Raw genomic sequence first — 21,664 nt, forward strand, 5'->3', positions numbered from 1 at the left:
GGTAGATTGAGGCGCTATTTTAACCGGGGACAGGGTTTTGTGCGGATGCGCACCGACGCCTTGGCGGCACCGGCCGACACTACCCGAAATACCTAGGAGGAAACATGATCGACGACCAGGCACGCCGAGAGTTCATCAACGAATTGTGGGAACGCTTCGAACAACTGCAACAATGGGCCGAAGCCAACTGGCCAGACCAGGAAAACCCGCTCACCAGCGCCGACTTCGTGGAAGCGCGCAAGGAAATCCTGGGCTTGCGCAACCCGGCGCAAGCACCGGGCAAAGTGCCCGAGGCGCGCGAGCCAGAGCAGGGCGGCGCCCAGTACGAAAACCTCAATCCTGCCCCATGGCCGTGAGTGATCAGGCTTAAAAACCGTCATCCCCGCGTACGCGGGGATCCACAGAACGCTTGGACTGCGCAACCGCTCGCATCGCCCACGGATTCCCGCCTTTGCAGGAATCATAGCTCAAGCTTGCTCGCTCAGTGCACCACCGGCTTGCCGACCTGCGCCAGCAACCACGCCAGCACCGCCACCACCAGGCTCCCCAGCACACCCCACGCCAGGTTGAGCGCGCTGTCGAACAGCAGCGGCGCCACCAGTCCAGACACCAGCGCAAACAGCAGCATCTGCACGAACGACTGCATCGACGACGCCAGTCCGCTATTGTTCGGGAAGTACTCGAGCGCCATCAGGGTGATCGGTGTCATCATCAGCGACAGGCCGAACGAATAGATAAACAGCGGCAGCACCGCCCACGGCACGGCAGCGGTGAAATACAGGTTGTAGCCGACGTTGATCACGCCGGCCAGGATCATCACCGCAAAGCCCATCCAGGCCTGCGCCTTGCGCGCAAACTTGTGGGCGAATTTGCCCGACAGCGCCGAACCCACCACCATGCCGCCGATCAGCGGCACGAACATCCAGGCAAACGCGGTTTCCGGCAGGTGCAGGATGTTCATGACGAAGTACGCGGCCGAGCCGATGTACAGCGCCACGCCGGCAAAGCTCATGCCCACGGCAATGGCCAGCAGCAGGAAATGGTGGTGGCACAGCACCTTCCAATAATTGCGCGCGATGACTCCGAGGTGGAACGGGTGGCGATCTTTTACGGCCAGGCTCTCCGGCAGCAGGCGCGTGACGGCAACGTACATCACGATGCCGAAGGCGGCAAGGAACCAGAAGATCGAACGCCAGCCAAAGCTCACTTGCAGCCAGCCGCCCAGTACCGGCGCGATTGCGGGCGCCAGGCCGAACACCATCATGATGTGGGCCAGGATTTTTTGTGCGGCGGCGCCGGTAAAGCGGTCCTGCACGATGGCGCGGCCGACGACGGAACCGGCGCCCGCCGCCAGGCCCTGCACGATGCGGCAGGCCAGCAGCACGCCGATCGACGGCGCCAGCGCGGCCCCGATCGACGCGGCGATGTACAGCACCAGCGACACCAGGATCACCGGGCGGCGGCCGAACGAATCGGACAGGGTGCCGTAAAACAGCATCATGAAGGCAAAGCAGAACAGGAACATGCTCAGGGTTTGCTGCACCATGATCGGGCTGGCGTCGAACGCCACGCCGATGGCGGGGAACGATGGCAAATAGGTATCGATAGCGAGCGGGCCGACCATGGTCAGGCCGGCCAGCAGGATGGTCAGCAGAATATTCATTAAAGGCGTATTGTTCGTTGGACCCGGCATTTTACGCGATATGCGGCCAGCGCATATCGGGCGACATTTTGATTCGTTCACCTGGCGGCGTGGTGCGCGTATGCTTGATCATCGGCGTACTATAGCCAGAATTATCGCCAAAAATTTTAGATTTTCGAGACATGACTATTGATACCTTCGACGCCACCGGCGTCAAACCATCGCACTGGAACCTGGCCAGTGTGATCGAACAGCTGCGCGTGTCGCGCGAGGCCACCCATAATATCCGCCACCAGGGCCGGGTGCGCGAGCTGCCGTCGCGCGAGGCGCTGCAAATCATCGTCAACGGCCTGTCGGCGGTGCTGTTCCCCACCCATTACGGCCGGCCCAACCTGACCGACGAAAGTATCGATTACTTTGTCGGCGACACCCTTAACACCACGCTCAACCGCCTGACCGAACAGGTGCGGCGCGGCTTGCAATTCTCGGCCACCGAAGAAGTGCCCGACGACGCCGTGCTCACCCAGCAGGCCCACGCCATCACCCGCGAATTTGCCGCCAACCTGCCGGGCATCCGCGCGCTGCTGGTCTCCGACGTGCACGCGGCGTTTTCCGGCGACCCGGCCGCCACCTCGGTGGCCGAGATCATGCTGTGCTACCCCGGCACCATCGCCATCCTGTACTACCGCCTGGCGCACTGCCTGCACCGCCTGGGCTCGCCGTTCCTGGCGCGGCTGATATCGGACATCGGCCACTCGCTCACCGGCATCGACATCCACCCCGGCGCTCAGATCGGCGGCAGCTTCTTCATCGACCATGGCACGGGCGTGGTGATCGGCGAGACCGCCATTCTCGGCCAGCGGGTGCGCCTGTACCAGCACGTCACGCTGGGCGCCAAACGCTTCCCGGCCGATGACCAGGGCGTGTTGATCAAGGGCGTGCCGCGCCACCCGGTGGTCGAAGACGACGTGGTGATCTACGCCGGCGCCACCATCCTGGGCCGCATTACCATCGGCGCTGGATCAACCATCGGCGGCAATGTGTGGCTTACCCAGAGTGTGGCGCCTAACAGCAATGTCTCCCAGGCCCAGATGCGCAACGACTAGAGCAAGCCTTCAGCGGGCCAGCAGCGTGTAGCAGATGGAGCCCGAAAACCCCATCAGCACCACTGACGCGATCCGGTGCACCATCGGCTGGCGCGGGGTGGCGCTGGGGTAGGCCAGTACGGCAGCGCCCATCGAAATCCACAGTGCGGCGATCGGCAGCAGCAGGGCGCTGAAGATCAGGTAAGCCTCGAGCAGCGCTGCTGGACCGGCCGCCAGCGGCGGGAAGACCACGGTCGCAAAAAAGAACGCCTTGGGGTTGAGCAGCGTGACCGTGAACAGGTCGCGTGGACCGATGCCCTTGCTGCCGGCTGCCCCGGCCTGCGGCGCGGTGCGCCACAGCTTGATGGCCGACCAGGCGATGTACACGGCCGCACAGGCGCGCGCCACTGGCGGCGCCCATGGCGCCACGGCAGCAGCCAGCGCCAGGAACACGCACCACACCCCGATCGAGATCAGGTAGCCGACCCACTCGGCCGCGATCAGCGGCAGCGAACGGCGAATGCCGTCGCGGCTGCCCGCCAGGAACAGCAGCGTGTTGGTGGGGCCGGGCGTGAGCAGCACGGCGGCTATGGTCAGCGCAACGAACGTGGTGCCGTGCGGCGCGAGCTCCGACAGGGAAGGAAAAGCCATGGATGCTCCCGAAAAAATGCAGACGCCAGTGTGCGGCAGTTTTGATGCTTTGGCAATCTTTCAGTATCAGAGCCGTACCGCGTGCGCCACGTGACCGGCAGCGAGCCGCGCGCCGCCACCGAGCACCTGTCCGCGCAAGGTACCGCCGTCGTACGCCGTGCGATACCGCCCGCGCCGCTGCAATTCCGGCACGATCAGCTCCACCACGTCGCGCATGCTGTCGTGGGCCACGGCAAAGGCGAGGTTGAAACCGTCGATGCCGGTGTCGTCCTGCCATGCTTCCAGCTGGTCCGCCACCTGGCGCGGATCGCCTACCAGCACCGGGCCGCGGCCACCGAGGCCGATGAACAGTGCGGCCTCGCGCACGGTCCAGGTGCGGTCGGGATCGGCCTGGGTGAACGACGCCAGCGCCGAGCGGCCCGCGTCCGATTCGATGTACTCGACGGTGGCGTCGAGCGGAAACTGGCTGAAGTCGATGCCGGTCCAGCCGGATAGCAGGGCCAGCGCCGCCTCGATATCGACGTGGTTGCGGTAGTCCGCGTACCTGGCCCATGCTTCGGCCTCGGTGGGGGCGGTGACGATCAGCGCCTGGGCGTAAATTTTGAGGTCGTCGCCGTCCCGGCCGGCCGCGCGCACTGCGGTGCGCAGGTCATCGGCGTACTTGCGCACCACGGTCTTGCTGGGACCACTGACGAATGTGCACTCGGCATGGCGCGCGGCAAAGGCCGTGCCGCGCGGCGACGTGCCGGCCTGGTACAGCAACGGCGTGCGCTGCGGTGACGGCTCGCACAGGTGAAAGCCCGGCACCTTGTAAAAGCGGCCTTCGTGGTTGATAGCGTGGATGCGCGACGGCTCGGCATACACGCCGCGCGCCTTGTCGTTGACCACGGCGTCGTCGTCCCAGCTTTTCTCCCACAGTTTATAGACTACGTCCATGTATTCGTCGGCCAGGTCGTAGCGCTCGTCGTGGCCCAGTTGCCGGTCCAGGCCCAGGTTGCGCGCTGCGCTGTCGAGATACCCGGTGACGATATTCCAGCCGATGCGCCCACGCGTCAGATGGTCGAGCGTGGAGATGCGCCGCGCGAACGTATAAGGATGCTCGTAGGTGAGGGCGCAGGTTACGCCGAAGCCCAGGTGGTTAGTCACTTGCGCCATCAGCGGCACCAGCGCCAGCGGATCGTTCAATGGCGCCTGCACCGCGTGGCGCAGCGCGGCGTCGGCGCTGCCCTGGTACACATCGTAGGCGCCCAGCACGTCGGCCAGGAACACGGCGTCGAACAGGCCCACCTCCAGCAGGCGCGCCAGGTCGGTCCAGTGGTCAGGATCGGTGTAGCGGTGGCCGGTGTCGCGCGGATGCGTCCACAGGCCCGGCGACTGGTGGCTCACCGTGTTCATCTGGAAGGCGTTGAAGCGGATTTGCTTGCTCATGTCACTTGGCCGGCTTGGCTGCCACCTCTTTGGCCAGTGCCACCTGGTAGTCGGTCCTGGAGTAGTCAGCGAATTGCTTGTTGGTGATGTCGAGGAATTCGCGCGAGCGGTAGGCGGCCGCGATGTCCCTGGCAAACGGCTTGTCCTTGTCGGCCGTGCGCACTGCCACCAGGTTGACGTAGTTGTCCGAGATTTTCTCGGTCTTTAACGCGTCCTTGAGTTTCAGGCCCGAGGCCAGCGCGTAGTTGCCGTTGACGAAAGAGTAGTCGGTGTCTTGCAGCGAGCGGGGAAGCTGCGCAGCTTCGAGCGGGATCAGCTTGATCTTTTTGAGGTTAGCGGCGATGTCGCGCTCGGACGCGCGCACCGGGTCGTACTTGTCGCGCAGCTTGATCCAGCCCAACTGGTCGAGCAGCACCAGTGCACGCGCCTGGTTGGTCGGATCGTTGGGCAGCGCCACCGTCGTGCCGTCCTTCACCTCCGCCAGTGTCTTGTGGCGCTTGCTGTAGATGGCGATCGGCGCGGTGGGCACTTTCACCAGTTCGGTGATGGGCAGCTTGTTCTCGGTGGCGAACTTGTTCAGGTACACGATGTGCTGGAACACGTTGGCGTCGAGCGAACCTTCGGCCAGCGCGAAGTTGGGCTGGATGTAGTCGTTGAACTCCACCAGCTTGACTTTATATCCCTTCTTTTCGAGCAGCGGCTTGATGCCCAGTTTGATCTGGTCCGCGTACGGACCGGCGCTGGTGCCGATAACGATTTCTTTCGGATCTTTGGCGTGAACCGGCGCGTTGGCGCCGAGCGCCAGTGCCAGTGCTGCCAGTATCGTGGTCAATGCGGCATGGCGGCGGATCGGATTGATCATGGTTATTCCTTAACGTTTGTCGATGCGTTTTGCAATGCGGTTGCCGGTGAACTGGATCAGTTGCACCATGATGATCAGGATGGCGACAGTGGCCACCATGATGTCGGTCTCGAAGCGGTAATAGCCGTAGCGGATCGCCAGGTCGCCGATGCCGCCGCCGCCCACCACGCCGGCCACAGCGGAATACGACAGGAAGCTGATCGCCAGCACGGTCAATGCCAGCACCAGGCCGGAGCGCGCCTCCACCAGCAGCACGCGCAGCACGATCTGCAGTTCCGACGCGCCCATGGCGTGCGCCGCCTCGATCACGCCGCGCGGCACTTCGCGCAGGTTCTGCTCGACCATGCGGGCGAAATACGGAATGGCGGCAAACGACAGCGGCACCGCGGCCGCCAGCGGCCCGATCGACGTGCCGGCAATCAGGCGCGTCAACGGCACCAGGGCGACCAGCAAAATGATGAACGGGAACGAGCGCACCGTGTTGACCAGCCAGCCCAGCACCAGCGCGGCCGGGCGGTTTTGCAGCGACTGGCCATCGGCCACCAGGAACAGCACGATGCCGAGCGGCCCGCCGATCAGCACTGCTGCCGACAGGCCGATGCCGAGCATGGTGAGCGTTTGGCCGACGGCAGTGCCCATCTCGGGCAGCATGGCGACGATGGCGTTGAACGACACGCCCAGCGTGGAAAACAGTTCAGACATGGGCCGGCTCCCGGTAGGCAGCGATGGCGGCAACATCGGCTGTGCGAGGGTCGGTGGCAGCATCGGCGGCGTTCGCGGGGCTGGCGAGATCGGCGACATTCGCCCTATTGGCGGTATTGAACGCAGCAAGCTCGCGGCCCAGTGCGGTCTTGCGCGGTGCGGTGTCGTGGCCTGCCGGTTCGTTCAGCGCGAATTCCTCGGCAATCGCGCCATCCTCGATCACCGCCACGCGGTTGCAGATTTCGGCCAGCACGGAAAGCTCGTGGCTGACGATGACGATGGTGACCCCCAGCCGGCGGTTGATGTCGCGCAGCGTGGCCAGCAGCGCGCGCGTGGTCTCGGCGTCGAGCGCGGACGTGGGTTCATCGCACAGCAGCACGGCGGGGCCGCTGGCCAGTGCGCGGGCAATCGCCACGCGCTGTTTCTGGCCGCCCGACAGCTGGGCCGGATAGCTGTCGGCCTTGACGCCCAGTTCCACCAGTTCCAGGCACTGGTTCACGCGCGCGGCGATCTGTTCCGGTTTCTGGCCGCCGTGGATGCGCAGCGGGAAGGCGACGTTGTCGAACACCGTGGCGTTTTGCAGCAGGTTGAACTGCTGGAAAATCATGCCGATATTGCGGCGCGCATCGCGCAGGTCGCGCTTCGACAGCGACGTCAGCTCGCGGCCGGCGACGGTAATCGCCCCGGCGTCGGGCCGCTCCAGCAAATTGAACAGGCGCAGCAAGGTCGATTTGCCGGCGCCGCTTTTGCCGATCAGGCCATAGATGTCGCCCTGGCGCACGTCGAGCGACACGTCGCGCACGGCGTCGAAGCGCCCGCCGTCGGGCAGGGTAAAGGTCTTGCTCGCATGTTCGATGCGGATCAGTGGAATAGTCATCGGGTACTTCAGGAGTAGGCGGTGGGTTCGGGCAGCGAGCCATCGAGCGCATGGCGTCCGAGGTCGCGGATCTTGTAGTCAACCGGGTCGTGCAGGGTATGCACGCGGACGTTGCGCCAGAAACGGTCGTAGCCATAGCGGACCGACGTTGACCGGGCGCCGGTCAGTTCGAACATCTGGTTGCTGATGTCGATGCCGGCGGTATGGGCCAGCACCTTGGCTTCCGCCACGGCGATTGCCAGGTCGCCGCGCTGGCGGGCGGTAACTTGCGGGCCGAGACGGAACAACCGTTCGAGTTCGCGTGCCGCATGGTCGGCCAGCACGGCGGCCGGCCGCAGCTTGAGCCACAACTGGCCGAAGCGGTGCTGCACCAGCGGATCGGCGGCAGCCGATTGGGCGCCGGACGCAAACCACGGCCGCGCCTCGTCCACCGTGTAGGCGCGCGCCGCTTCGAAGGCACCTTCGCCGATGCCCAGGTACAGGTTCGTCATGATCAGTTGCGCCACCTGCGAGCGCAGCGTCGATTGCGGCGTGGCCGCCACGCCTGGCGCCTGCAGCACCTGCGTGGCCGGCAGCGCCACGCCGGTAAAGTGGACGTTGCCGCTGTCGGTCTGCTTCTGGCCGAAGGCATCCCAGTCGGCCTGCACCTCCACGCCCGGCTGGCGGGTGGGCAGCACGCCGATCAGCGCGGTGCCGGTGGGCTCGTGCCAGGCCGAAACCGTCAGCCAGTCCGAGCCCACGGAGCCGGACGAAAAGCTCTTGATGCCATCGAGCGTGTAGCCGTAGTCCGCATCCACGGCCGCCGTGCGGCGGTCGAGCGGATTGAGGGCATTGCCCCAGAACAGATTCTGTTCGACAGTGAGCGTCAGGAAGCGGCGCTGCTGCTGCGGTGTGCCATACAGCTGGATGCCCGCCAGTTGCAGGTGGTGGAAACCGAAGATATGGGCCAATGCGCTGTCAGCGCGCGCCAGGATGCGCACCACTTGCAGCACCGTGGGCCAGTCGGCGCCCTGGCCGCCGAATTCGGCCGGTATCGACAGCGTGAGCAGGCCCGAGGCGCGAATTGCGCCGCGTTCCTGCGCCGCATGGCCGCCGGCCTGGTCGCGGGCGTTGGCGGTTTCGCCCAGGCGGCGCGCCAGGTCGGCGGCCACCTCGAGCGGATCGGGAGTAGTCGGCGGCGCCGGATCGGGCGCCGCTGTTCTGAGTGCGTTAGACATGGTATGTCCGTTGTATAGGTTCGGTGGCGCAGTATTGCACCGTGCTCCAAACCTCGTACACGAAGAATTCCGGCTATTTATATGCAAAAAAGTCATGTGTCGTAAACCGCATATGGATGCGCAAAACTATTCGTTCTGATTTCAACCAGACGGCTCTATTCTGGCCGGCACAAACAATTGACGGGGATCGATCATGAGCATTCTTCTATTAGGCGGCAGCCCGGCTGCGGTATCGAGCACTGGCCGCTTGCTGGACCATGTCGCTGAAAAACTGGCTGAGCGCAGTACCGGACACCGCTACACCAAGGTGCAAGTGCGCGAACTGCCGGCCCATGCGCTGCTGCACGCCGAAACCTCGGACCTGGCCATCAAGCGCACGCTGGCGGCAGTTAGCGAAGCAGATGCCGTGATCATCGCCACCCCGGTGTACAAAGCCTCTTATACCGGTTTGCTGAAAGCCTTCCTCGACCTGCTGCCGCAGGACGGCCTGGCCGGCAAGCTGGTGCTGCCGCTGGCCACCGGCGGCAGCCAGTCGCACATGCTGGCGCTCGACTATGCGCTGCGTCCGGTGCTGCACGCGCTCGACGCGCGCCACGTGCTGGCGGGCATTTACGCCACCTCGTCGCAACTGGTGTGGAACGAGGGCAGCGGCCTGGCTGTCGATCAAGCCATCGCCTGGCGCGTGCAGGCTGGCGTGGAAGGCCTGGCTGCGGCACTGCATGGCCACAAATCTTGGCAAGCCCAGCAAGCACAGGCGCCGTTCGTCGCGCCGGTGGAACCGATCCGCCTGGCGCGCTGAGTGGAGACTCGCACATGACCATCGAAACCATCAACACATCCGCGCCTGCCGACACTCGGGCGCAGCAACGCACCGCGCGGCGCCATACCCTGGGACTGCTGTTTGCCGTTGGCGTGCTGGGCGTCACCGCCCACGCGCCGACGCTGGCCCAAGCCAACGCTGCCCAGGGCAAGCAGGAAATCCGCATCGGCTACCAGAAATACGGCACGCTCACCCTGCTCAAGGGCCGGGGCACGCTGGAACAGCGGCTGGCAAGTAAAAACATTACCGTCAAATGGACCGAATTCCCGGCCGGGCCGCAGCTGCTCGAGGGACTTAACGTGGGCAGTGTCGATTTCGGCACCGTGGGCGAGGCGCCGCCGATCTTTGCGCAAGCCGCCGGCGCCAACCTGGTCTATGTCGGCAATGAGCCGCCGTCGCCGGCCAGCGAGGCGATCGTCGTGCCCAAGTCGTCCACCGTGCGTAGCGTGGCTGACCTCAAGGGCAAGAAGATCGTCCTGAACAAGGGTTCCAACGTCCACTACCTGCTGGTGAAAGCGCTGGAAAAAGCCGGCGTCGCTTACAAGGACGTGCAGGTGATCTACCTGCCGCCGGCCGATGCGCGCGCCGCGTTCGAGCGTGGCAGCGTCGATGCGTGGGTGATCTGGGACCCGTTCCTGGCCGCCGCCGAAAAGCAGATCGGCGCGCGCGTGCTGGCCGACGGCAAGGGCCTGGTCAACAACTACCAGTTCTACCTGGCCGCCCGGCCGTACGCCGAAAAGAATCAGGACACGGTGCGCATCGTGCTTGAAGAAATTGCCAAGGTCGATGAGTGGGGTGCGGCCCATCCGAAGGACGTCGCCGCCATCCTCGCGACGCAAACCGGACTGGAAACCGAAGTCGTGGCGCTGGCCGCCTCGCGCTATGCCTACGGCGTCAAACCGATCAGTGCCGGCGTGCTGGCACAGCAGCAGCAGGTGGCCGACGCTTTCGCCAGCCTCAAGCTGATTCCGAAGCCGATCGCGGTCAAGGATGCGCAACTTGGCGCCAGTCAGCTGGCCAGGAAATAAAGGATTACATCATGTCGTTGAATATCTTCTGGTTCATCCCCACCCACGGCGACAGCCGCTACCTTGGCACCACCAAGGGCGCGCGCCCGGTCGATGCCGATTACCTCAGGCAGTGCGCGGTTGCCGCCGATACCCTCGGCTACGACGGCGTGCTGCTGCCCACCGGGCGTTCGTGCGAGGATGCGTGGGTGGTGGCGTCGTCGCTGATTTCGGTCACGCAAAAGCTCAAGTTCCTCGTCGCGATCCGTCCCGGCCTCACCACGCCGGGTTTGGCCGTGCGCATGGCCGCCACGTTCGACCGCCTGTCCAACGGCCGTCTGCTGATCAACGTGGTCACCGGCGGCGACCAGGGCGAGCTGGAAGCGGACGGCCTGTTTGCCGACCACGCCAAGCGCTACGAAATTTCCGATGAATTCATCCGCGTGTGGCGCGCGTCGCTGGCGGGCGAGGGCGGCGATGCCGGCTACGATTTCGAGGGCAAGCATATCCAGGTCAAGGGTTCGAAAACCTTGTACCCGGCCGTGCAAAAGCCGTATCCGCCGCTGTACTTCGGCGGCTCGTCCGAACCGGCGCACGCGCTGGCGGCCGAGCAGATGGACGTATACCTCACCTGGGGCGAGCCACCGGCAGCGGTGGCCGAAAAAATCGCCGACATCCGCGCGCGCGCCGCCAAGCATGGCCGCACCGTCAAATTCGGCATCCGCCTGCACGTGATCGTGCGCGACACCAACGAGGAAGCATGGCGCGCGGCCGATGAGCTGATCAGCCACCTCGACGACGACACCATCGCCAAGGCCCAAAAGGCATTCGGCAAGATGGATTCGGTGGGCCAGCAGCGCATGGCGGCCCTGCACGGCGGCCGCCGCGACAAGCTCGAAGTCTCGCCCAACCTGTGGGCCGGCGTGGGCCTGGTGCGCGGCGGCGCCGGCACCGCATTGGTGGGCGATGCCGAGACGGTGGTGGCCCGCATCCGCGAATACGCGGACCTCGGCATCGAGACCTTCATTTTCTCCGGCTACCCGCACCTGGAAGAATCGTACCGCTTCGCCGAGCTGGTATTACCATTGCTGGGCAAAGGCAAAGCGGCGGGTACCCAGTCGCTGAGCGGTCCGTTCGGCGAGATCATGGCCAGCGATATCGTTCCCAAGAAGGCGGCGTAATGGCTCAGGCAAAGAATAAAACGCCAAGCGCGCTGGCGCCGTGGATATTGCCGGTCACGCTGATCGTGCTGTGGCAGGTAGCGTCGCAGGCCGGCTGGCTGTCGAGCCGCATCCTGCCCGAACCGTGGGCCGTGGCCAAGGCCTTCTGGGCGCTGGCCGCGTCGGGCGAGCTGTGGGTGCACTTGCGCACCAGCCTGTGGCGCGCGGCATCGGGCTTTGCCATCGGCGCCGGCCTCGGTTTGCTGCTTGGCCTGTTGACGGGCAGCTTCCGCCGCGCCGAAACGCTGCTTGACACCACGCTGCAAATGGTGCGCAACATCCCGGCGCTGGCGCTGATCCCGCTGGTGATCCTGTGGTTCGGCATCGATGAAACGGCCAAGCTGTTCCTGCTGGCGGTCGGCGTGTTCTTCCCCGTGTACCTGAACACGTTCCACGGCATCCGCTCGGCCGACCAGGGCCTGATCGAGATGGCGCGCAGCTATGGCCTGTCCGGCTGGCCTTTGTATCGCGACGTGATCCTGCCGGCGGCGCTGCCGGCTATCCTGGTGGGCGTGCGGTTTTCTCTGGGGCTGGTATGGGTGCTGCTGATCGTGGCCGAGACCATTTCGGCGCAGGCCGGCATCGGCTACATGACCATGAATGCCCGCGAGTTCCTGCAAACGGACGTGGTGCTGGTGGGGATTTTGCTGTACGCGCTGCTGGGCAAGGCTGCCGACCTGGCGTCGCGCGGGATGGAAAAGCGCTTCCTGCGCTGGAATCCGGCCTACCGCTAATCGATCTGAATTGGAGTAAACCGTATGAATATTTCCACCACCTTGTTCGATGTCGGCGGCCTGGCCCGCGAGAACCTGTCGTCGCTGTCGGCGGCCGATGTCAACCGGCCGCCGGCGCGGCGCCAGGGCGTGTCGCTGTCGCTCGAGGGTTTAAGTAAATCGTTCGGCGAGCGCGCGGTGTTGCACGACATCGAACTGCAACTGCAGCCGGGCGAATTTGTCGCGGTGGTGGGCCGCAGCGGCTGCGGCAAGAGCACGCTGCTGCGCGCCATCGCCGGGCTGGAGACGGTGGAGCAGGGCACCATCGCAGTGGGCAAGGGCGCCATCGGCAGCAGCATCCGCATCATGTTCCAGGAAGCGCGCCTGCTGCCGTGGAAGACGGTGCTGGAAAACGTGGCGCTGGGCCTGCCCCGGTCGCTGAACGCGGCGGCCGCCACCTTGAACACCGTGGGCCTGGGCGAACGCGCCAACGACTGGCCGGCCGAACTGTCGGGCGGCCAGCGCCAGCGCGTGGCCTTGGCGCGCGCGCTGCTGCACGAACCGCAATTGCTGCTGCTCGACGAACCACTGGGCGCGCTCGATGCGTTGACCCGCATCGAGATGCAGCAACTGATCGAAAGCCTGTGGCTGGCGCGCGGCTTCACGGCAGTGCTGGTCACGCACGACGTGCAGGAAGCGCTGGCGCTGGCCGACCGCGTGGTGCTGATCGAGGAGGGGCGCATCACGCTGGACCTGAAAGTGGACCTGTCCCGCCCGCGTGCGCGCGGCAATGCGGCGTTTGCGGCGCTGGAGCAGCAACTGCTGGAAAGCATCCTGCACCCGGCGCCAGCCAGGCAAGCTGGCAAGATCGCGGCTGCTGCCTGAGCCTTGAGTCCCGTTGCGCCATCCTCCATCCGGAGGGTGGCAGGCTCAAGGTTATCCCATCCTCACCCTTCCGACAGATTCCTCTCCTCCCCCTCACCCGGTATGATTCCCACCTGTGCACGAGATTGAACTTAACCGCCGGTTATGATCGATTTTCTCGATAGTAACGAGGCAAATTTTTCGTTTTACAACGTCAATTGTGCAGAGCATAATCATTGCCACCCGAGACATGGACTTCGCCGGAACCCCGGACCGGTCGCATGTCTCACTGTTCCCAACACACAGGAGTCTGACAATGAAAAAAATCTTTGCCCTGCTGGTCGCCGCCGGTATCTCGATGTCCGCATTTGCCGCACCGGAAACCTTCACTTCCGATGCCAACCACACCTTCTCGAGCTTCAGCTACAGCCACTTCGGCTACTCGATCCAGACCAGCCGCTTCAACACCACCACCGCCAAGTTCACGGTGGACCGCGCTGCCAAGACCGGCTCGGTGGAAGCGACCATCGACACCAAGTCGGTCGATACCGGCTCGAAACTGTTCGACGGCCACATCCAGGGCGAAGATTTCCTGGACACCGGCAAGTTCCCGACCATCACCTACAAGTCGACCAAGGTCAACTTCAAGGGCGACGTGCCTTCCACCATCGACGGCAACCTGACCATCAAGGGCATCACCAAGCCAGTGACCCTGACCGTCACGCACTTCCAGTGCGCCGATCACCCGATGATGAAGAAACTGGCTTGCGGCGCCAACGCCACGGCCAAAATCAAGCGTACCGAGTTCAACGCCGGTAAATACGCACCGAATGTTGGCGATGAAGTCACCCTGACCCTCGCCATCGAAGCCATCAAGGAGTAATTGAAACGGGCCGGTCCGTTGGGCTGGCTTCATTTCATTGCACTGACCTGGACTGTTGCGACATCGTGTCGCAGCAGTCCATTTTTTTAGGAGCAAGACAATGAAAATGACGCAGCTCGCGTTTGCTATAACCGTATTGGCCGCCACGTCGGCGCACGCCACCGACCTGATCATCACCAACGGCAAGGTCGCCACCATGACCAAAGAGGGCGCGTTCGCCCAGGCCGTTGCTATGAAAGACGGCAAGATCACCGCCGTGGGCAGCAATGCCAGCGTATTGAAACTCAAGACCGCCGCCACGCAAGTGATCGACGCCGATGGCAAGACCGTGATTCCCGGCCTGAACGACTCGCACCTGCACATCATCCGCGAAGGTCTCAACTACAACGCCGAGCTGCGCTGGGACGGCGTGACATCGCTGAAAAAAGCGATGCAGATGCTCAAGGAGCAAGCCGCGCGCACGCCGGACGGCGCCTGGATCAAGGTCGTCGGCGGCTGGAACGAATTCCAGTTCGAGGAAAAGCGCCTGCCGACCCTGGAAGAGATCAACGAAGCAGTGCCGGACAAGCCGGTATTCCTGCTGTACCTGTACGGCCTGGGCTTCCTGAATAAGAAAGGCATAGCAACGCTGGGTTACACCGCCGAGACCAGGTTCAAGGATGGCGTGGTGGAACTGGGCGCCGACGGCAAGCCCACCGGCAAGCTGATCGCCAAACCGAACGCCATGATCCTGTACACCACGCTGGCCAAGACCACCGTGCTGCCGCGTGATGAACAGCTCAATTCCACCATCCAGTACTACCGCGATCTCAACCGCCTGGGCCTGACCAGCGCGATCGATGCCGGCGGTGGCGGCCAGGCCTATCCCGATGATTACGCCGTGAGCCTGGAACTGGCCAAGGATGGCAAGCTGACCGTGCGTACGTCGTATTACCTGTTCGCGCAAAAGCCGGGCAAGGAGCTCGAAGATTATCAGCGCTGGCTCACCCAGACCAAGCCTGACAAGAACGAACACCTGTTCTATGCGAATGGCTACAACACCGAGGGTGGCGGCGAAAACCTGGTGTGGAGCGCGGCCGACTTCGAGAACTTCCTCGAGCCGCGCCCGGACATGCCGCACGAGATGGAAGGCGAGCTCGAACCCGTGCTGCGCCTGTTGATCAAGAACCGCTGGCCGTTCCGCATCCACGCCACGTACGACGAGAGCATTGACCGTGACCTGGCCGTGATCGAAAAGGTCAACAAGGACTTGCCGCTGAACGGCCTGCGCTGGTTCTTCGACCATGCCGAAACCATCAGCGACAAGCAACTCAAACGCGTGAAAGCGCTTGGTGGCGGCATCGCCGTGCAAAACCGCATGTATTTCCAGGGTGAGCACTACTGGAAACAATACGGCGCCCAGACCCGCCAGATGCCGCCGATCAAGAAAATGCTGGAGATGAACATCCCGGTGGGCCTCGGCACCGACGGCACCCGCGTCAGCAGCTACGGTCCGTGGCCGTCGATCTACTGGGCGGTGACCGGTAAAACCGCCGGCGGCCTCAAGCTGTGGCAACCGCAGGACGTGCTGAGCCGCTACCAGGCCCTGAAGCTGATGACTCAGGGCAGCGCCTGGATGAGCGGCGAGGAAAAGCTCAAGGGTACGCTGGCCAAGGGCCAGTACGCCGACGTGGTGATCCTGCCGCAAGATTATTTCAGCATGGACGTCGAGCAGATCAAGAACCTGGAAAGCGCGCTGACCATCGTCAACGGCAAGGTGGTCTACGCCGGCGAGCAATTCAAGCAACTGGCGCCGCCAGCGCTCGAAGTCAAACCCGAATGGAGTCCCGTCAAGCACTACGGCGGCTACCAGAACCAGTAAGCCTTACTTCGGGGTCAGTGCCGACATTTGGACACAAACTCGACAGTAAATGGTTGAGGCCGTGTCTAAATGTCGGCACTGACCCCGAAGTGGGAAGCGTCAGACCAGCTGGAACCATCCCAATACGGCGCCTGCCGCCAGCAGCCACAGCAGGTGGATGCGGGTGCGCCAGATCAGTATCCCGGCCACCACTGACAGCAGCCACAGCGGCCAGTCGAGGGCGAAGTCGCGGTGGGCGCTGCCGAGGGTAATGCCCACCGATACCATCAGCCCCACCACCACCGGCGCCATCCCCTGCTTGAAGGCGCGCACGCCCAGCTTGTCGCGGTGCAGGCGCGCCCAGCGCGCGGCCATGTAGGTCAGGCAGGTGCTGGGGATCAGGATGCCGCACATGGCCACAACCACGCCGGCGAACGCGGCGGCATAGCTGCCCGCGTTGAGGCCCACGTTCCAGCCCATCAATGCCACAAACAGCACGTTCGGCCCCGGCGACGCCTGGGCGATGGCCACCGAGTCGTTGAATTGCGATTGCGTCAGCCAGCCTTGTTCGAGTACCAGGTAGCGGTGCATCTCGGTCGTGGTGGAAATCGCGCCGCCCACCGACAACAGCGACAACAGCAGGTAATGGCCGAACAGGCTGCACCAGTCCGCCATGCTGAGCACGATGTGGATCGGTGCGCCGCTCATGGCGTTGCCGCTTCCAGGCTGCGCGTTTTCAAGATCCGGTACGTCAGGCCGACGCACGTGCCGCCGAGCAGCAGCAGGGTCCAGGCCAGCGGCACCTTGAAGACTACCAGCATCGCCACGCACAGCACGGCGGCGGCGCCGCTGAACCAGCCGGGCAGCGGATGGTTGCGCAGTGCCGAGGCGAGCTTGATGCCGGTGGCGGCGATCAGCCCGGCCGCCACCGCCGCCATGCCGCGCAGCGCGCCGGCCACGCCCGGGTGGTTGGCGTAATGCGAGTGCAGCACGGCCAGGCACAACACCAGCAGCAGCGGCACGGTCAGGATGCCGGCCAGCGCCGTCATGGCGCCGCGCAGGCCAAAATAACGGTCGCCGATCATCAGCGACAGGTTGACTACGTTGGGACCGGGCATCACTTGCGCCACGGCCCAGTCTTCGATGAATTCTTTCTGGGTGAGCCAGCGCTTGCGTTCGACCATTTCGCGCTGGACCACGGCCAGCACGCCGCCGAAGCCCTGCAGCGCCAGCAAGGTGAATGACATAAACAGGTCAGCGAGGGAGGCGGGGCGGGGATGGTCTTCGGTCATCTTGGCATTATGACCCTGCTCATTGCTTCGTGTCCACGCCCATCAAATTTACGCAATATTTTAATTGCGAAATGATAGGAGCCTGACATTGACTTTACAAAACGGTCGCGCATACTGCCGTTGCATATCTGCTTGATCCGGATCAAAACCCCTGTTTTTTAGCGAGGCTTATGATGAACGATTTGCATTTACTACGTACCATGCAAGAGCACTACCAACGCAGCGACAGCCACAGCAGTGCCATCGTCGAGCGCGGCATCATCGTGCAGTCCACCTTCAATACCGTGTGCGCCATTGAATACCTGCGTTCGCACAACGTCCAGCCGCACATCATCGAACGGGTACTGCTCCATCCCGAGCAAAGACGCCAGCTGGTGCACTAGCCATCCATAAGCTTTACCTCATGCAAGTGCCGGGTTTACTTATGCACACATCATGATGGCAAGAATGAATTTGAAAATTTTTCGTGTCGAAAAATATATCAATGTAAGTGCTTGATTTATAAGGCGATAAAAACTGCCTGTTGGATGGGCAGTTTGTTGAACCCCGCGCCGTTACAGGCGCGCTTCGTTGTCAATGGGGAGATATCCACATAGATATCCACAGAGCTTGTGGATATCGTAAAAAACGCTTGAAAATCCTGTACTTAGCGTTGTATGCGCCGGATCAAAGCGGTTTCTTCAAAGGCTGCATCACGCTGCCCACCACGACGTAGGGCGCGGATGGGTCGTCCACCACGCTGGCGGTTACCCTCAGCCGCAGTTCCTGACCGTCGCGGCGCCAGCCGGTGACCACGTCGGTCCAGGTTTCGCCGGCGCCCAGTGCACCCAGGGCGTCGGCCAGCTGGTCGGGCGGGTAGGGTGGCGTGTGCAGCAGGCGCAGGTCGGCGCCGACCAGTTCCTGGCGCGAAAACTGGAATTTGGTGCAAAACTTGTCATTAACGCTGGCAATGCGGCCGCGTGCGTCAAACGTGGCGATGACGGCGTGCTGGTCCACGGCGTCGAGCAACCGTCTGGCTTGGTCGAGCTGGGTTTGCAGGACGGCGGCGCGTTCCTGCGCCTCCTGCAGGCCGGCATAGGCGCGCAGCGACGAGATTACGGTCGTGAACAGCTTGCGCGTGGTGAGGTCGGTCTTGCACCAGAAATCGTTGATATCGTAGTCGAGAATGATGCTGTGCTCGAGCGCCTGGCCCGGCTGTCCCGTGCGCAGCACGATGCGCACCAGGCTGTTGTGCAGATTGTCACGGATTTGCCGCGCCACGTTGAGGCCGGCATCGCTGGTTTCCATGATCACGTCCAGCAGCACCAGTGCGATGTCGGGCGTGTTGCGCAGCGTGGTCAGCGCTTCTTCGCCGCTGTAGGCATGCAGGAAACTCAGGCGCCGTCCACGGAAGCAAACATTGCTAAGTGAAAATTTTGTCACAACGTGGACATCGACGTCGTCGTCCACGATCAATACCCGCCACGGCGGTGGCGCGGCAGCGGCCGCCTTGCCGCCCGACTGCGCTTCGGCGGCGACAGCATCGTCGTCGTCGATCATCCAGTCTGTGTCGTCATCATTCTGATTCATGCATTGATCCCGAAACGAGTTCTTGGAAGAAAATAGCGAAACTCTGGAGTTACACTATTCCTCGTATGCGGATTTGTCAAAGAATTCGCTGTCCGATATTCCATGGACCGTATTTATGCACACAAAAATATTTTTCAAGCCGGCTCAAAAACACGCGAGGGCCTTTCGGCCCGCGCTGTAAGTCATTGATTTTATTCCCCTAAAATTTTGCCTTCCGATTGGGCATTTTGTTGAAACGCCCGCCATTAAAGGCGGTCCCGGCTGTCAAGTGGCGGTTATTCACAACCTTATCCACAATTCGTGTGGATATCTTTAAATCGCTACAATTTCGGACAATTGCTTGCGTACGGCACCGTGCGCCATCACCAGTTCCGGGCCGTCGTGCAACATGGCGTTATACTTGGCACGGAACTCGAGGTCGCCCTGTTCGGACGGGCCGATCAGCGCTTCGATGGCGCGGCGGAAGGTCACCGCCTCAGCGGCTGTGACCGGTTCTTCTTCGTCCAGGCGTTCGTCCATCTGCGCCATCAGGCCCGACAGTTTTTGCAGCCAGGCAAAGTTAGGATGGTTGGTCACCAGTTGCAGCAGTTCCAGCGGACTGCCCACGGCGCCGAAATACTGGCTCTCGATGTGGATCAATTGCTTGTGCAGGTCGCGCAGGGCGCGGCCCAGGCTGGTCAGTTTGGCGCGTTGCGCGGTGTCGTCATTGTTCATGGCTCTTCCTGATCATGGGGATGGCCGCAGCTTAGCAGAGTCCCCCCTATGGCGGAGCCTATCTTATTGCAGTGGTGGAGGGTCGTTGCGCGCCCTACCATGAGGGTTCCTTTACACCACTCTGGAAGCATGATGATGAACCCAAAACTCGAAGTCCTGACCCCGCAAAACTCGCAGCTGATCTTCATCGACCAGCAGCCGCAAATGGCGTTCGGCGTGCAGTCGATCGATCGCCAGGTTCTGAAAAACAATACCGTTGCGCTGGCCAAGGCCGCCAAGGTATTCAATATTCCGACCACCATCACCACCGTCGAAACCGAATCGTTCTCGGGCCACACCTACCCTGAACTGCTGGACGTGTTCCCAGGCAAGGACATCCTCGAGCGCACCTCGATGAACTCGTGGGACGACCAGAAAGTGCGCGATGCGCTGGCCGCCAACGGCAAGAAAAAAGTGATCGTGTCGGGCCTGTGGACGGAAGTGTGCAACACCACGTTCGCCCTGTGCGCGATGCTCGAAGGCGGCTACGAAATCTACATGGTGTCCGATGCGTCGGGCGGCACCTCGAAAGAAGCGCACGACATGGCCATGCTGCGCATGGTGCAAGCCGGCGTGATCCCGGTGACCTGGCAGCAAGTACTGCTGGAATGGCAGCGTGACTGGGCCCACAAGGAGACCTATAACGACGTGATGGCCATCGTCAAGGAACACTCGGGCGCCTACGGCATGGGCGTGGACTACGCTTACACCATGGTGCACAAGGCCGCTTCGCGCGCCAACCCGGACCACAAGACCCTGGCCCCAGTCCCGGCGAAATAATTAAAACGCGCTGAGCAAGCCGCGCCGGGACGCCACTGTGGCGGCTTCGGTGCGGCTTCCGACGTTGAGCTTGGCAAGAATATTGTTGACATGGAATTTGACCGTGCCCACCTCGATCGCTGCGCTGCGCGCGATCATCTTGTTGCTCTTGCCGGTAGCCAAGTGCGCCAGGATTTCCAGCTCGCGCGGCGACAGCCGTGCAACTTCCGTGTGTGCGGCCAGCTTGCTGGCCACTTCCGGCGGCAGGAATTTGCGGCCCTCGGCCACGGCGTGGATGCACGCGACCAGTTGTTCCGGGCTGCTGTCCTTGAGCAGATAGCCGCGCGCACCTGCGCGCATGCCCCGGTGCACGTCTTCGTCGCCCTGGTATGTGGTGAGGATGACGATGCGGGCGTCGGGATCGAAGGCCAGGATCTGGCCGATCGCCTCGAGCCCGTGCATGACCGGCATGCTCAGGTCCATGATGGTTACCTGGGGACGACGCTGGCGGTACAGTTCCACCGCGCGGGCGCCGTTGTCGGCCTGTCCCGCCAGGGTGAGGCCGGGCAGGGCGTCGATCAGGGCGGCCAGGCCGGCCAGGATCAGCGGGTGGTCGTCGGCAATGAGGACGGAAATGGTGTCGTCGGGCGTGTTCATCCGGGATGTCCTTTGAGGCTGATGTGGAAGGCGGCGCCGTGCGGCTGGCGCGAGGTGGACCAGATGCGCCCGTTATGCGCCTGGACGATGGTGCGGCAAATCGCCAGCCCCAGTCCGGTGCCGCCGGGCTTGGTGGAAAACAGCGGATCGTACAGGCGCTCGGCCAGCTTGGCCGGCACGCCCACGCCATTGTCTTCCACGCTGATGCGGACCGTGCCGGCAATATCGGCCAGCACCGAGCGCACGTGCAGCTGGCGCGGGCGGGTGTGCACGTCTTTCATCGCTTCGATGGCGTTCAGGACCAGGTTCATCATTACTTGCTGCAATTGCACGCGGTCGGCGCGCAACTGGTGGCCGTTCAGCGCCAGCGCGTCGTGGACAGCGATGCCCTGCTTGTGGAATTCGGCGCGCAACATGCGCAGCACTTCGCGCAGCGCTTCATCGATATCGAAAGTGGTGGGTTCGGGACTGGTACGGCAGGACATGCCGCGGATGCTGCGCACCACGTCGGCGGCGGTGGCGCCCGCGTGGCGGATCAGCTGGAGTGCATCGCGCACGCGCTCGGTGTTATCGGATTGCAGGGACATCAGGCCCACTTCGGCCTGCAGCACGATGGCCGCCAGCGGCTGGCTGACTTCGTGCGCCAGCGAGGCGGCAAACTCGCCCATGGACGAGATGCGCGCCAGTCTTGCCAATTCTTCCTCGGCTTCCCGCAGCGCCTCTTCCGCCTGCAGGCGGCGGGCTTTTTCGGCCAGGTAGCGACGGTACAACTGCTCGTTGTCGAGCGACTTGTCCGTCGCGAGGTCTGCGGGTGCGGGCATCT

Annotated in this window: 24 protein-coding genes; 11 read left to right on the forward strand and 13 right to left on the reverse strand. The window is 63.3% G+C overall.

The window, feature by feature from the left end; all coding sequences use genetic code 11:
• The first annotated feature begins 104 nt into the window (after positions 1–104).
• Complete coding sequence (locus tag SR858_RS09225; RefSeq protein ID WP_019922468.1) at positions 105–356, forward strand: hypothetical protein; 252 nt, start codon at positions 105–107, stop codon at positions 354–356.
• 125 nt (positions 357–481) lie between these two features.
• Here the strand turns inward: SR858_RS09225 and SR858_RS09230 are convergent, their stop codons facing one another.
• A complete protein-coding gene (locus SR858_RS09230; RefSeq protein WP_019922469.1) occupies positions 482–1,663 on the reverse strand; it encodes a multidrug effflux MFS transporter in 1,182 nt (393 codons plus the stop codon).
• Positions 1,664–1,824: 161 nt separating this feature from the next.
• On the opposite strand from SR858_RS09230, the gene epsC reads away from it, so the two are divergent.
• Positions 1,825–2,748 (forward strand): serine O-acetyltransferase EpsC, encoded by a 924-nt coding sequence (gene epsC / locus SR858_RS09235; protein WP_019922470.1) that lies wholly within the window; start codon positions 1,825–1,827, stop codon positions 2,746–2,748.
• A 9-nt stretch (positions 2,749–2,757) separates the two neighbouring features.
• Here the strand turns inward: epsC and SR858_RS09240 are convergent, their stop codons facing one another.
• The 6 genes from SR858_RS09240 to SR858_RS09265 all read right to left on the reverse strand — a co-directional run bounded on the left by SR858_RS09240 (position 2,758) and on the right by SR858_RS09265 (position 8,464).
• The gene (locus SR858_RS09240; RefSeq protein ID WP_019922471.1) at positions 2,758–3,378 is read right to left on the reverse strand and encodes a LysE family translocator; all 621 of its coding nucleotides are present in this window, start codon (positions 3,376–3,378) and stop codon (positions 2,758–2,760) included.
• Between the two features lie 66 nt (positions 3,379–3,444).
• Positions 3,445–4,806 (reverse strand): LLM class flavin-dependent oxidoreductase, encoded by a 1,362-nt coding sequence (locus tag SR858_RS09245; protein WP_019922472.1) that lies wholly within the window; start codon positions 4,804–4,806, stop codon positions 3,445–3,447.
• Between the two features lies 1 nt (position 4,807).
• Positions 4,808–5,668, reverse strand: coding sequence for a MetQ/NlpA family ABC transporter substrate-binding protein (locus tag SR858_RS09250; RefSeq protein WP_019922473.1), 861 nt, complete (start codon positions 5,666–5,668; stop codon positions 4,808–4,810).
• Positions 5,669–5,677: 9 nt separating this feature from the next.
• Entirely contained in the window at positions 5,678–6,370 is a 693-nt protein-coding gene (locus SR858_RS09255; RefSeq protein WP_019922474.1) for a methionine ABC transporter permease, read from the reverse strand.
• The gene (locus tag SR858_RS09260) at positions 6,363–7,247 is read right to left on the reverse strand and encodes a methionine ABC transporter ATP-binding protein (RefSeq protein WP_019922475.1); all 885 of its coding nucleotides are present in this window, start codon (positions 7,245–7,247) and stop codon (positions 6,363–6,365) included. Before SR858_RS09260 ends, SR858_RS09255 begins: the two co-directional genes overlap by 8 nt.
• Positions 7,248–7,255: 8 nt before the next feature.
• A complete protein-coding gene (locus SR858_RS09265; protein ID WP_026637399.1) occupies positions 7,256–8,464 on the reverse strand; it encodes an acyl-CoA dehydrogenase family protein in 1,209 nt (402 codons plus the stop codon).
• A gap of 193 nt (positions 8,465–8,657) precedes the next feature.
• On the opposite strand from SR858_RS09265, the gene ssuE reads away from it, so the two are divergent.
• The 7 genes from ssuE (at position 8,658) to SR858_RS09300 (ending at position 15,832) form a co-directional block, all read left to right on the forward strand.
• Entirely contained in the window at positions 8,658–9,263 is a 606-nt protein-coding gene (gene ssuE / locus SR858_RS09270) for an NADPH-dependent FMN reductase (RefSeq protein WP_051120330.1), read from the forward strand.
• A gap of 14 nt (positions 9,264–9,277) precedes the next feature.
• Positions 9,278–10,312 carry a sulfonate ABC transporter substrate-binding protein gene (locus SR858_RS09275; protein WP_019922478.1) on the forward strand — a complete coding sequence of 345 codons (1,035 nt, stop codon included), beginning with the start codon at positions 9,278–9,280 and terminating at the stop codon, positions 10,310–10,312.
• A 17-nt stretch (positions 10,313–10,329) separates the two neighbouring features.
• Positions 10,330–11,472, forward strand: coding sequence for an FMNH2-dependent alkanesulfonate monooxygenase (gene ssuD, locus SR858_RS09280; RefSeq protein WP_026637401.1), 1,143 nt, complete (start codon positions 10,330–10,332; stop codon positions 11,470–11,472).
• Positions 11,472–12,245 (forward strand): aliphatic sulfonate ABC transporter permease SsuC, encoded by a 774-nt coding sequence (ssuC, locus tag SR858_RS09285; RefSeq protein WP_019922480.1) that lies wholly within the window; start codon positions 11,472–11,474, stop codon positions 12,243–12,245. Before ssuD ends, ssuC begins: the two co-directional genes overlap by 1 nt.
• A gap of 24 nt (positions 12,246–12,269) precedes the next feature.
• Positions 12,270–13,109 carry an ATP-binding cassette domain-containing protein gene (locus SR858_RS09290; RefSeq protein ID WP_019922481.1) on the forward strand — a complete coding sequence of 280 codons (840 nt, stop codon included), beginning with the start codon at positions 12,270–12,272 and terminating at the stop codon, positions 13,107–13,109.
• Positions 13,110–13,404: 295 nt separating this feature from the next.
• The gene (locus SR858_RS09295) at positions 13,405–13,971 is read left to right on the forward strand and encodes a YceI family protein (protein ID WP_019922482.1); all 567 of its coding nucleotides are present in this window, start codon (positions 13,405–13,407) and stop codon (positions 13,969–13,971) included.
• Between the two features lie 100 nt (positions 13,972–14,071).
• Complete coding sequence (locus tag SR858_RS09300; RefSeq protein ID WP_019922483.1) at positions 14,072–15,832, forward strand: amidohydrolase; 1,761 nt, start codon at positions 14,072–14,074, stop codon at positions 15,830–15,832.
• Between the two features lie 99 nt (positions 15,833–15,931).
• On the opposite strand, the gene SR858_RS09305 is transcribed toward SR858_RS09300, so the two are convergent.
• Positions 15,932–16,519: a chromate transporter gene (locus tag SR858_RS09305; RefSeq protein ID WP_019922484.1), complete on the reverse strand. Its 588-nt coding sequence runs from the start codon at positions 16,517–16,519 to the stop codon at positions 15,932–15,934.
• Positions 16,516–17,103: a chromate transporter gene (locus SR858_RS09310; protein WP_019922485.1), complete on the reverse strand. Its 588-nt coding sequence runs from the start codon at positions 17,101–17,103 to the stop codon at positions 16,516–16,518. Before SR858_RS09310 ends, SR858_RS09305 begins: the two co-directional genes overlap by 4 nt.
• Before the next feature lie 200 nt (positions 17,104–17,303).
• On the opposite strand from SR858_RS09310, the gene SR858_RS09315 reads away from it, so the two are divergent.
• A complete protein-coding gene (locus tag SR858_RS09315; RefSeq protein WP_019922486.1) occupies positions 17,304–17,486 on the forward strand; it encodes a hypothetical protein in 183 nt (60 codons plus the stop codon).
• Positions 17,487–17,769: 283 nt separating this feature from the next.
• On the opposite strand, the gene SR858_RS09320 is transcribed toward SR858_RS09315, so the two are convergent.
• Both SR858_RS09320 and SR858_RS09325 read right to left on the reverse strand, forming a co-directional pair.
• Entirely contained in the window at positions 17,770–18,672 is a 903-nt protein-coding gene (locus SR858_RS09320) for a PAS domain-containing protein (protein WP_026637403.1), read from the reverse strand.
• A 312-nt stretch (positions 18,673–18,984) separates the two neighbouring features.
• Positions 18,985–19,386 carry a hypothetical protein gene (locus tag SR858_RS09325; protein ID WP_019922488.1) on the reverse strand — a complete coding sequence of 134 codons (402 nt, stop codon included), beginning with the start codon at positions 19,384–19,386 and terminating at the stop codon, positions 18,985–18,987.
• A gap of 132 nt (positions 19,387–19,518) precedes the next feature.
• Between SR858_RS09325 and SR858_RS09330 the strand changes: the two genes are divergently transcribed.
• The gene (locus SR858_RS09330; protein WP_019922489.1) at positions 19,519–20,205 is read left to right on the forward strand and encodes a hydrolase; all 687 of its coding nucleotides are present in this window, start codon (positions 19,519–19,521) and stop codon (positions 20,203–20,205) included.
• Here SR858_RS09330 and SR858_RS09335 read toward each other — a convergent pair whose 3' ends face one another.
• The gene (locus SR858_RS09335) at positions 20,206–20,841 is read right to left on the reverse strand and encodes a response regulator (RefSeq protein ID WP_019922490.1); all 636 of its coding nucleotides are present in this window, start codon (positions 20,839–20,841) and stop codon (positions 20,206–20,208) included. It abuts the gene before it with no gap.
• A complete protein-coding gene (locus SR858_RS09340) occupies positions 20,838–21,662 on the reverse strand; it encodes a sensor histidine kinase (protein WP_019922491.1) in 825 nt (274 codons plus the stop codon). The genes SR858_RS09335 and SR858_RS09340 overlap by 4 nt, the downstream gene beginning before the upstream one ends.
• Positions 21,663–21,664: the final 2 nt, after the last annotated feature.

This window comes from Duganella zoogloeoides (assembly GCF_034479515.1).
GTDB lineage: Bacteria > Pseudomonadota > Gammaproteobacteria > Burkholderiales > Burkholderiaceae_D > Rugamonas > Rugamonas zoogloeoides.

Coding starts and splice junctions, on each gene's coding strand:
- SR858_RS09255 (WP_019922474.1), bottom strand. CDS start 6,370: ATGTCTGAACTGTTTTCCACGCTGGGCGTGTCGTTCAACGCCATCGTC.
- SR858_RS09340 (WP_019922491.1), bottom strand. CDS start 21,662: ATGCCCGCACCCGCAGACCTCGCGACGGACAAGTCGCTCGACAACGAG.
- SR858_RS09245 (WP_019922472.1), bottom strand. CDS start 4,806: ATGAGCAAGCAAATCCGCTTCAACGCCTTCCAGATGAACACGGTGAGC.
- SR858_RS09325 (WP_019922488.1), bottom strand. CDS start 19,386: ATGAACAATGACGACACCGCGCAACGCGCCAAACTGACCAGCCTGGGC.
- SR858_RS09250 (WP_019922473.1), bottom strand. CDS start 5,668: ATGATCAATCCGATCCGCCGCCATGCCGCATTGACCACGATACTGGCA.
- SR858_RS09225 (WP_019922468.1), top strand. CDS start 105: ATGATCGACGACCAGGCACGCCGAGAGTTCATCAACGAATTGTGGGAA.
- SR858_RS09275 (WP_019922478.1), top strand. CDS start 9,278: ATGACCATCGAAACCATCAACACATCCGCGCCTGCCGACACTCGGGCG.
- SR858_RS09315 (WP_019922486.1), top strand. CDS start 17,304: ATGCAAGAGCACTACCAACGCAGCGACAGCCACAGCAGTGCCATCGTC.
- ssuC (WP_019922480.1), top strand. CDS start 11,472: ATGGCTCAGGCAAAGAATAAAACGCCAAGCGCGCTGGCGCCGTGGATA.
- SR858_RS09300 (WP_019922483.1), top strand. CDS start 14,072: ATGAAAATGACGCAGCTCGCGTTTGCTATAACCGTATTGGCCGCCACG.
- SR858_RS09295 (WP_019922482.1), top strand. CDS start 13,405: ATGAAAAAAATCTTTGCCCTGCTGGTCGCCGCCGGTATCTCGATGTCC.
- SR858_RS09320 (WP_026637403.1), bottom strand. CDS start 18,672: ATGAATCAGAATGATGACGACACAGACTGGATGATCGACGACGACGAT.
- SR858_RS09290 (WP_019922481.1), top strand. CDS start 12,270: ATGAATATTTCCACCACCTTGTTCGATGTCGGCGGCCTGGCCCGCGAG.
- SR858_RS09305 (WP_019922484.1), bottom strand. CDS start 16,519: ATGAGCGGCGCACCGATCCACATCGTGCTCAGCATGGCGGACTGGTGC.
- SR858_RS09230 (WP_019922469.1), bottom strand. CDS start 1,663: ATGAATATTCTGCTGACCATCCTGCTGGCCGGCCTGACCATGGTCGGC.
- SR858_RS09240 (WP_019922471.1), bottom strand. CDS start 3,378: ATGGCTTTTCCTTCCCTGTCGGAGCTCGCGCCGCACGGCACCACGTTC.
- epsC (WP_019922470.1), top strand. CDS start 1,825: ATGACTATTGATACCTTCGACGCCACCGGCGTCAAACCATCGCACTGG.
- SR858_RS09335 (WP_019922490.1), bottom strand. CDS start 20,841: ATGAACACGCCCGACGACACCATTTCCGTCCTCATTGCCGACGACCAC.
- SR858_RS09310 (WP_019922485.1), bottom strand. CDS start 17,103: ATGACCGAAGACCATCCCCGCCCCGCCTCCCTCGCTGACCTGTTTATG.
- SR858_RS09260 (WP_019922475.1), bottom strand. CDS start 7,247: ATGACTATTCCACTGATCCGCATCGAACATGCGAGCAAGACCTTTACC.
- SR858_RS09265 (WP_026637399.1), bottom strand. CDS start 8,464: ATGTCTAACGCACTCAGAACAGCGGCGCCCGATCCGGCGCCGCCGACT.
- ssuE (WP_051120330.1), top strand. CDS start 8,658: ATGAGCATTCTTCTATTAGGCGGCAGCCCGGCTGCGGTATCGAGCACT.
- SR858_RS09330 (WP_019922489.1), top strand. CDS start 19,519: ATGATGAACCCAAAACTCGAAGTCCTGACCCCGCAAAACTCGCAGCTG.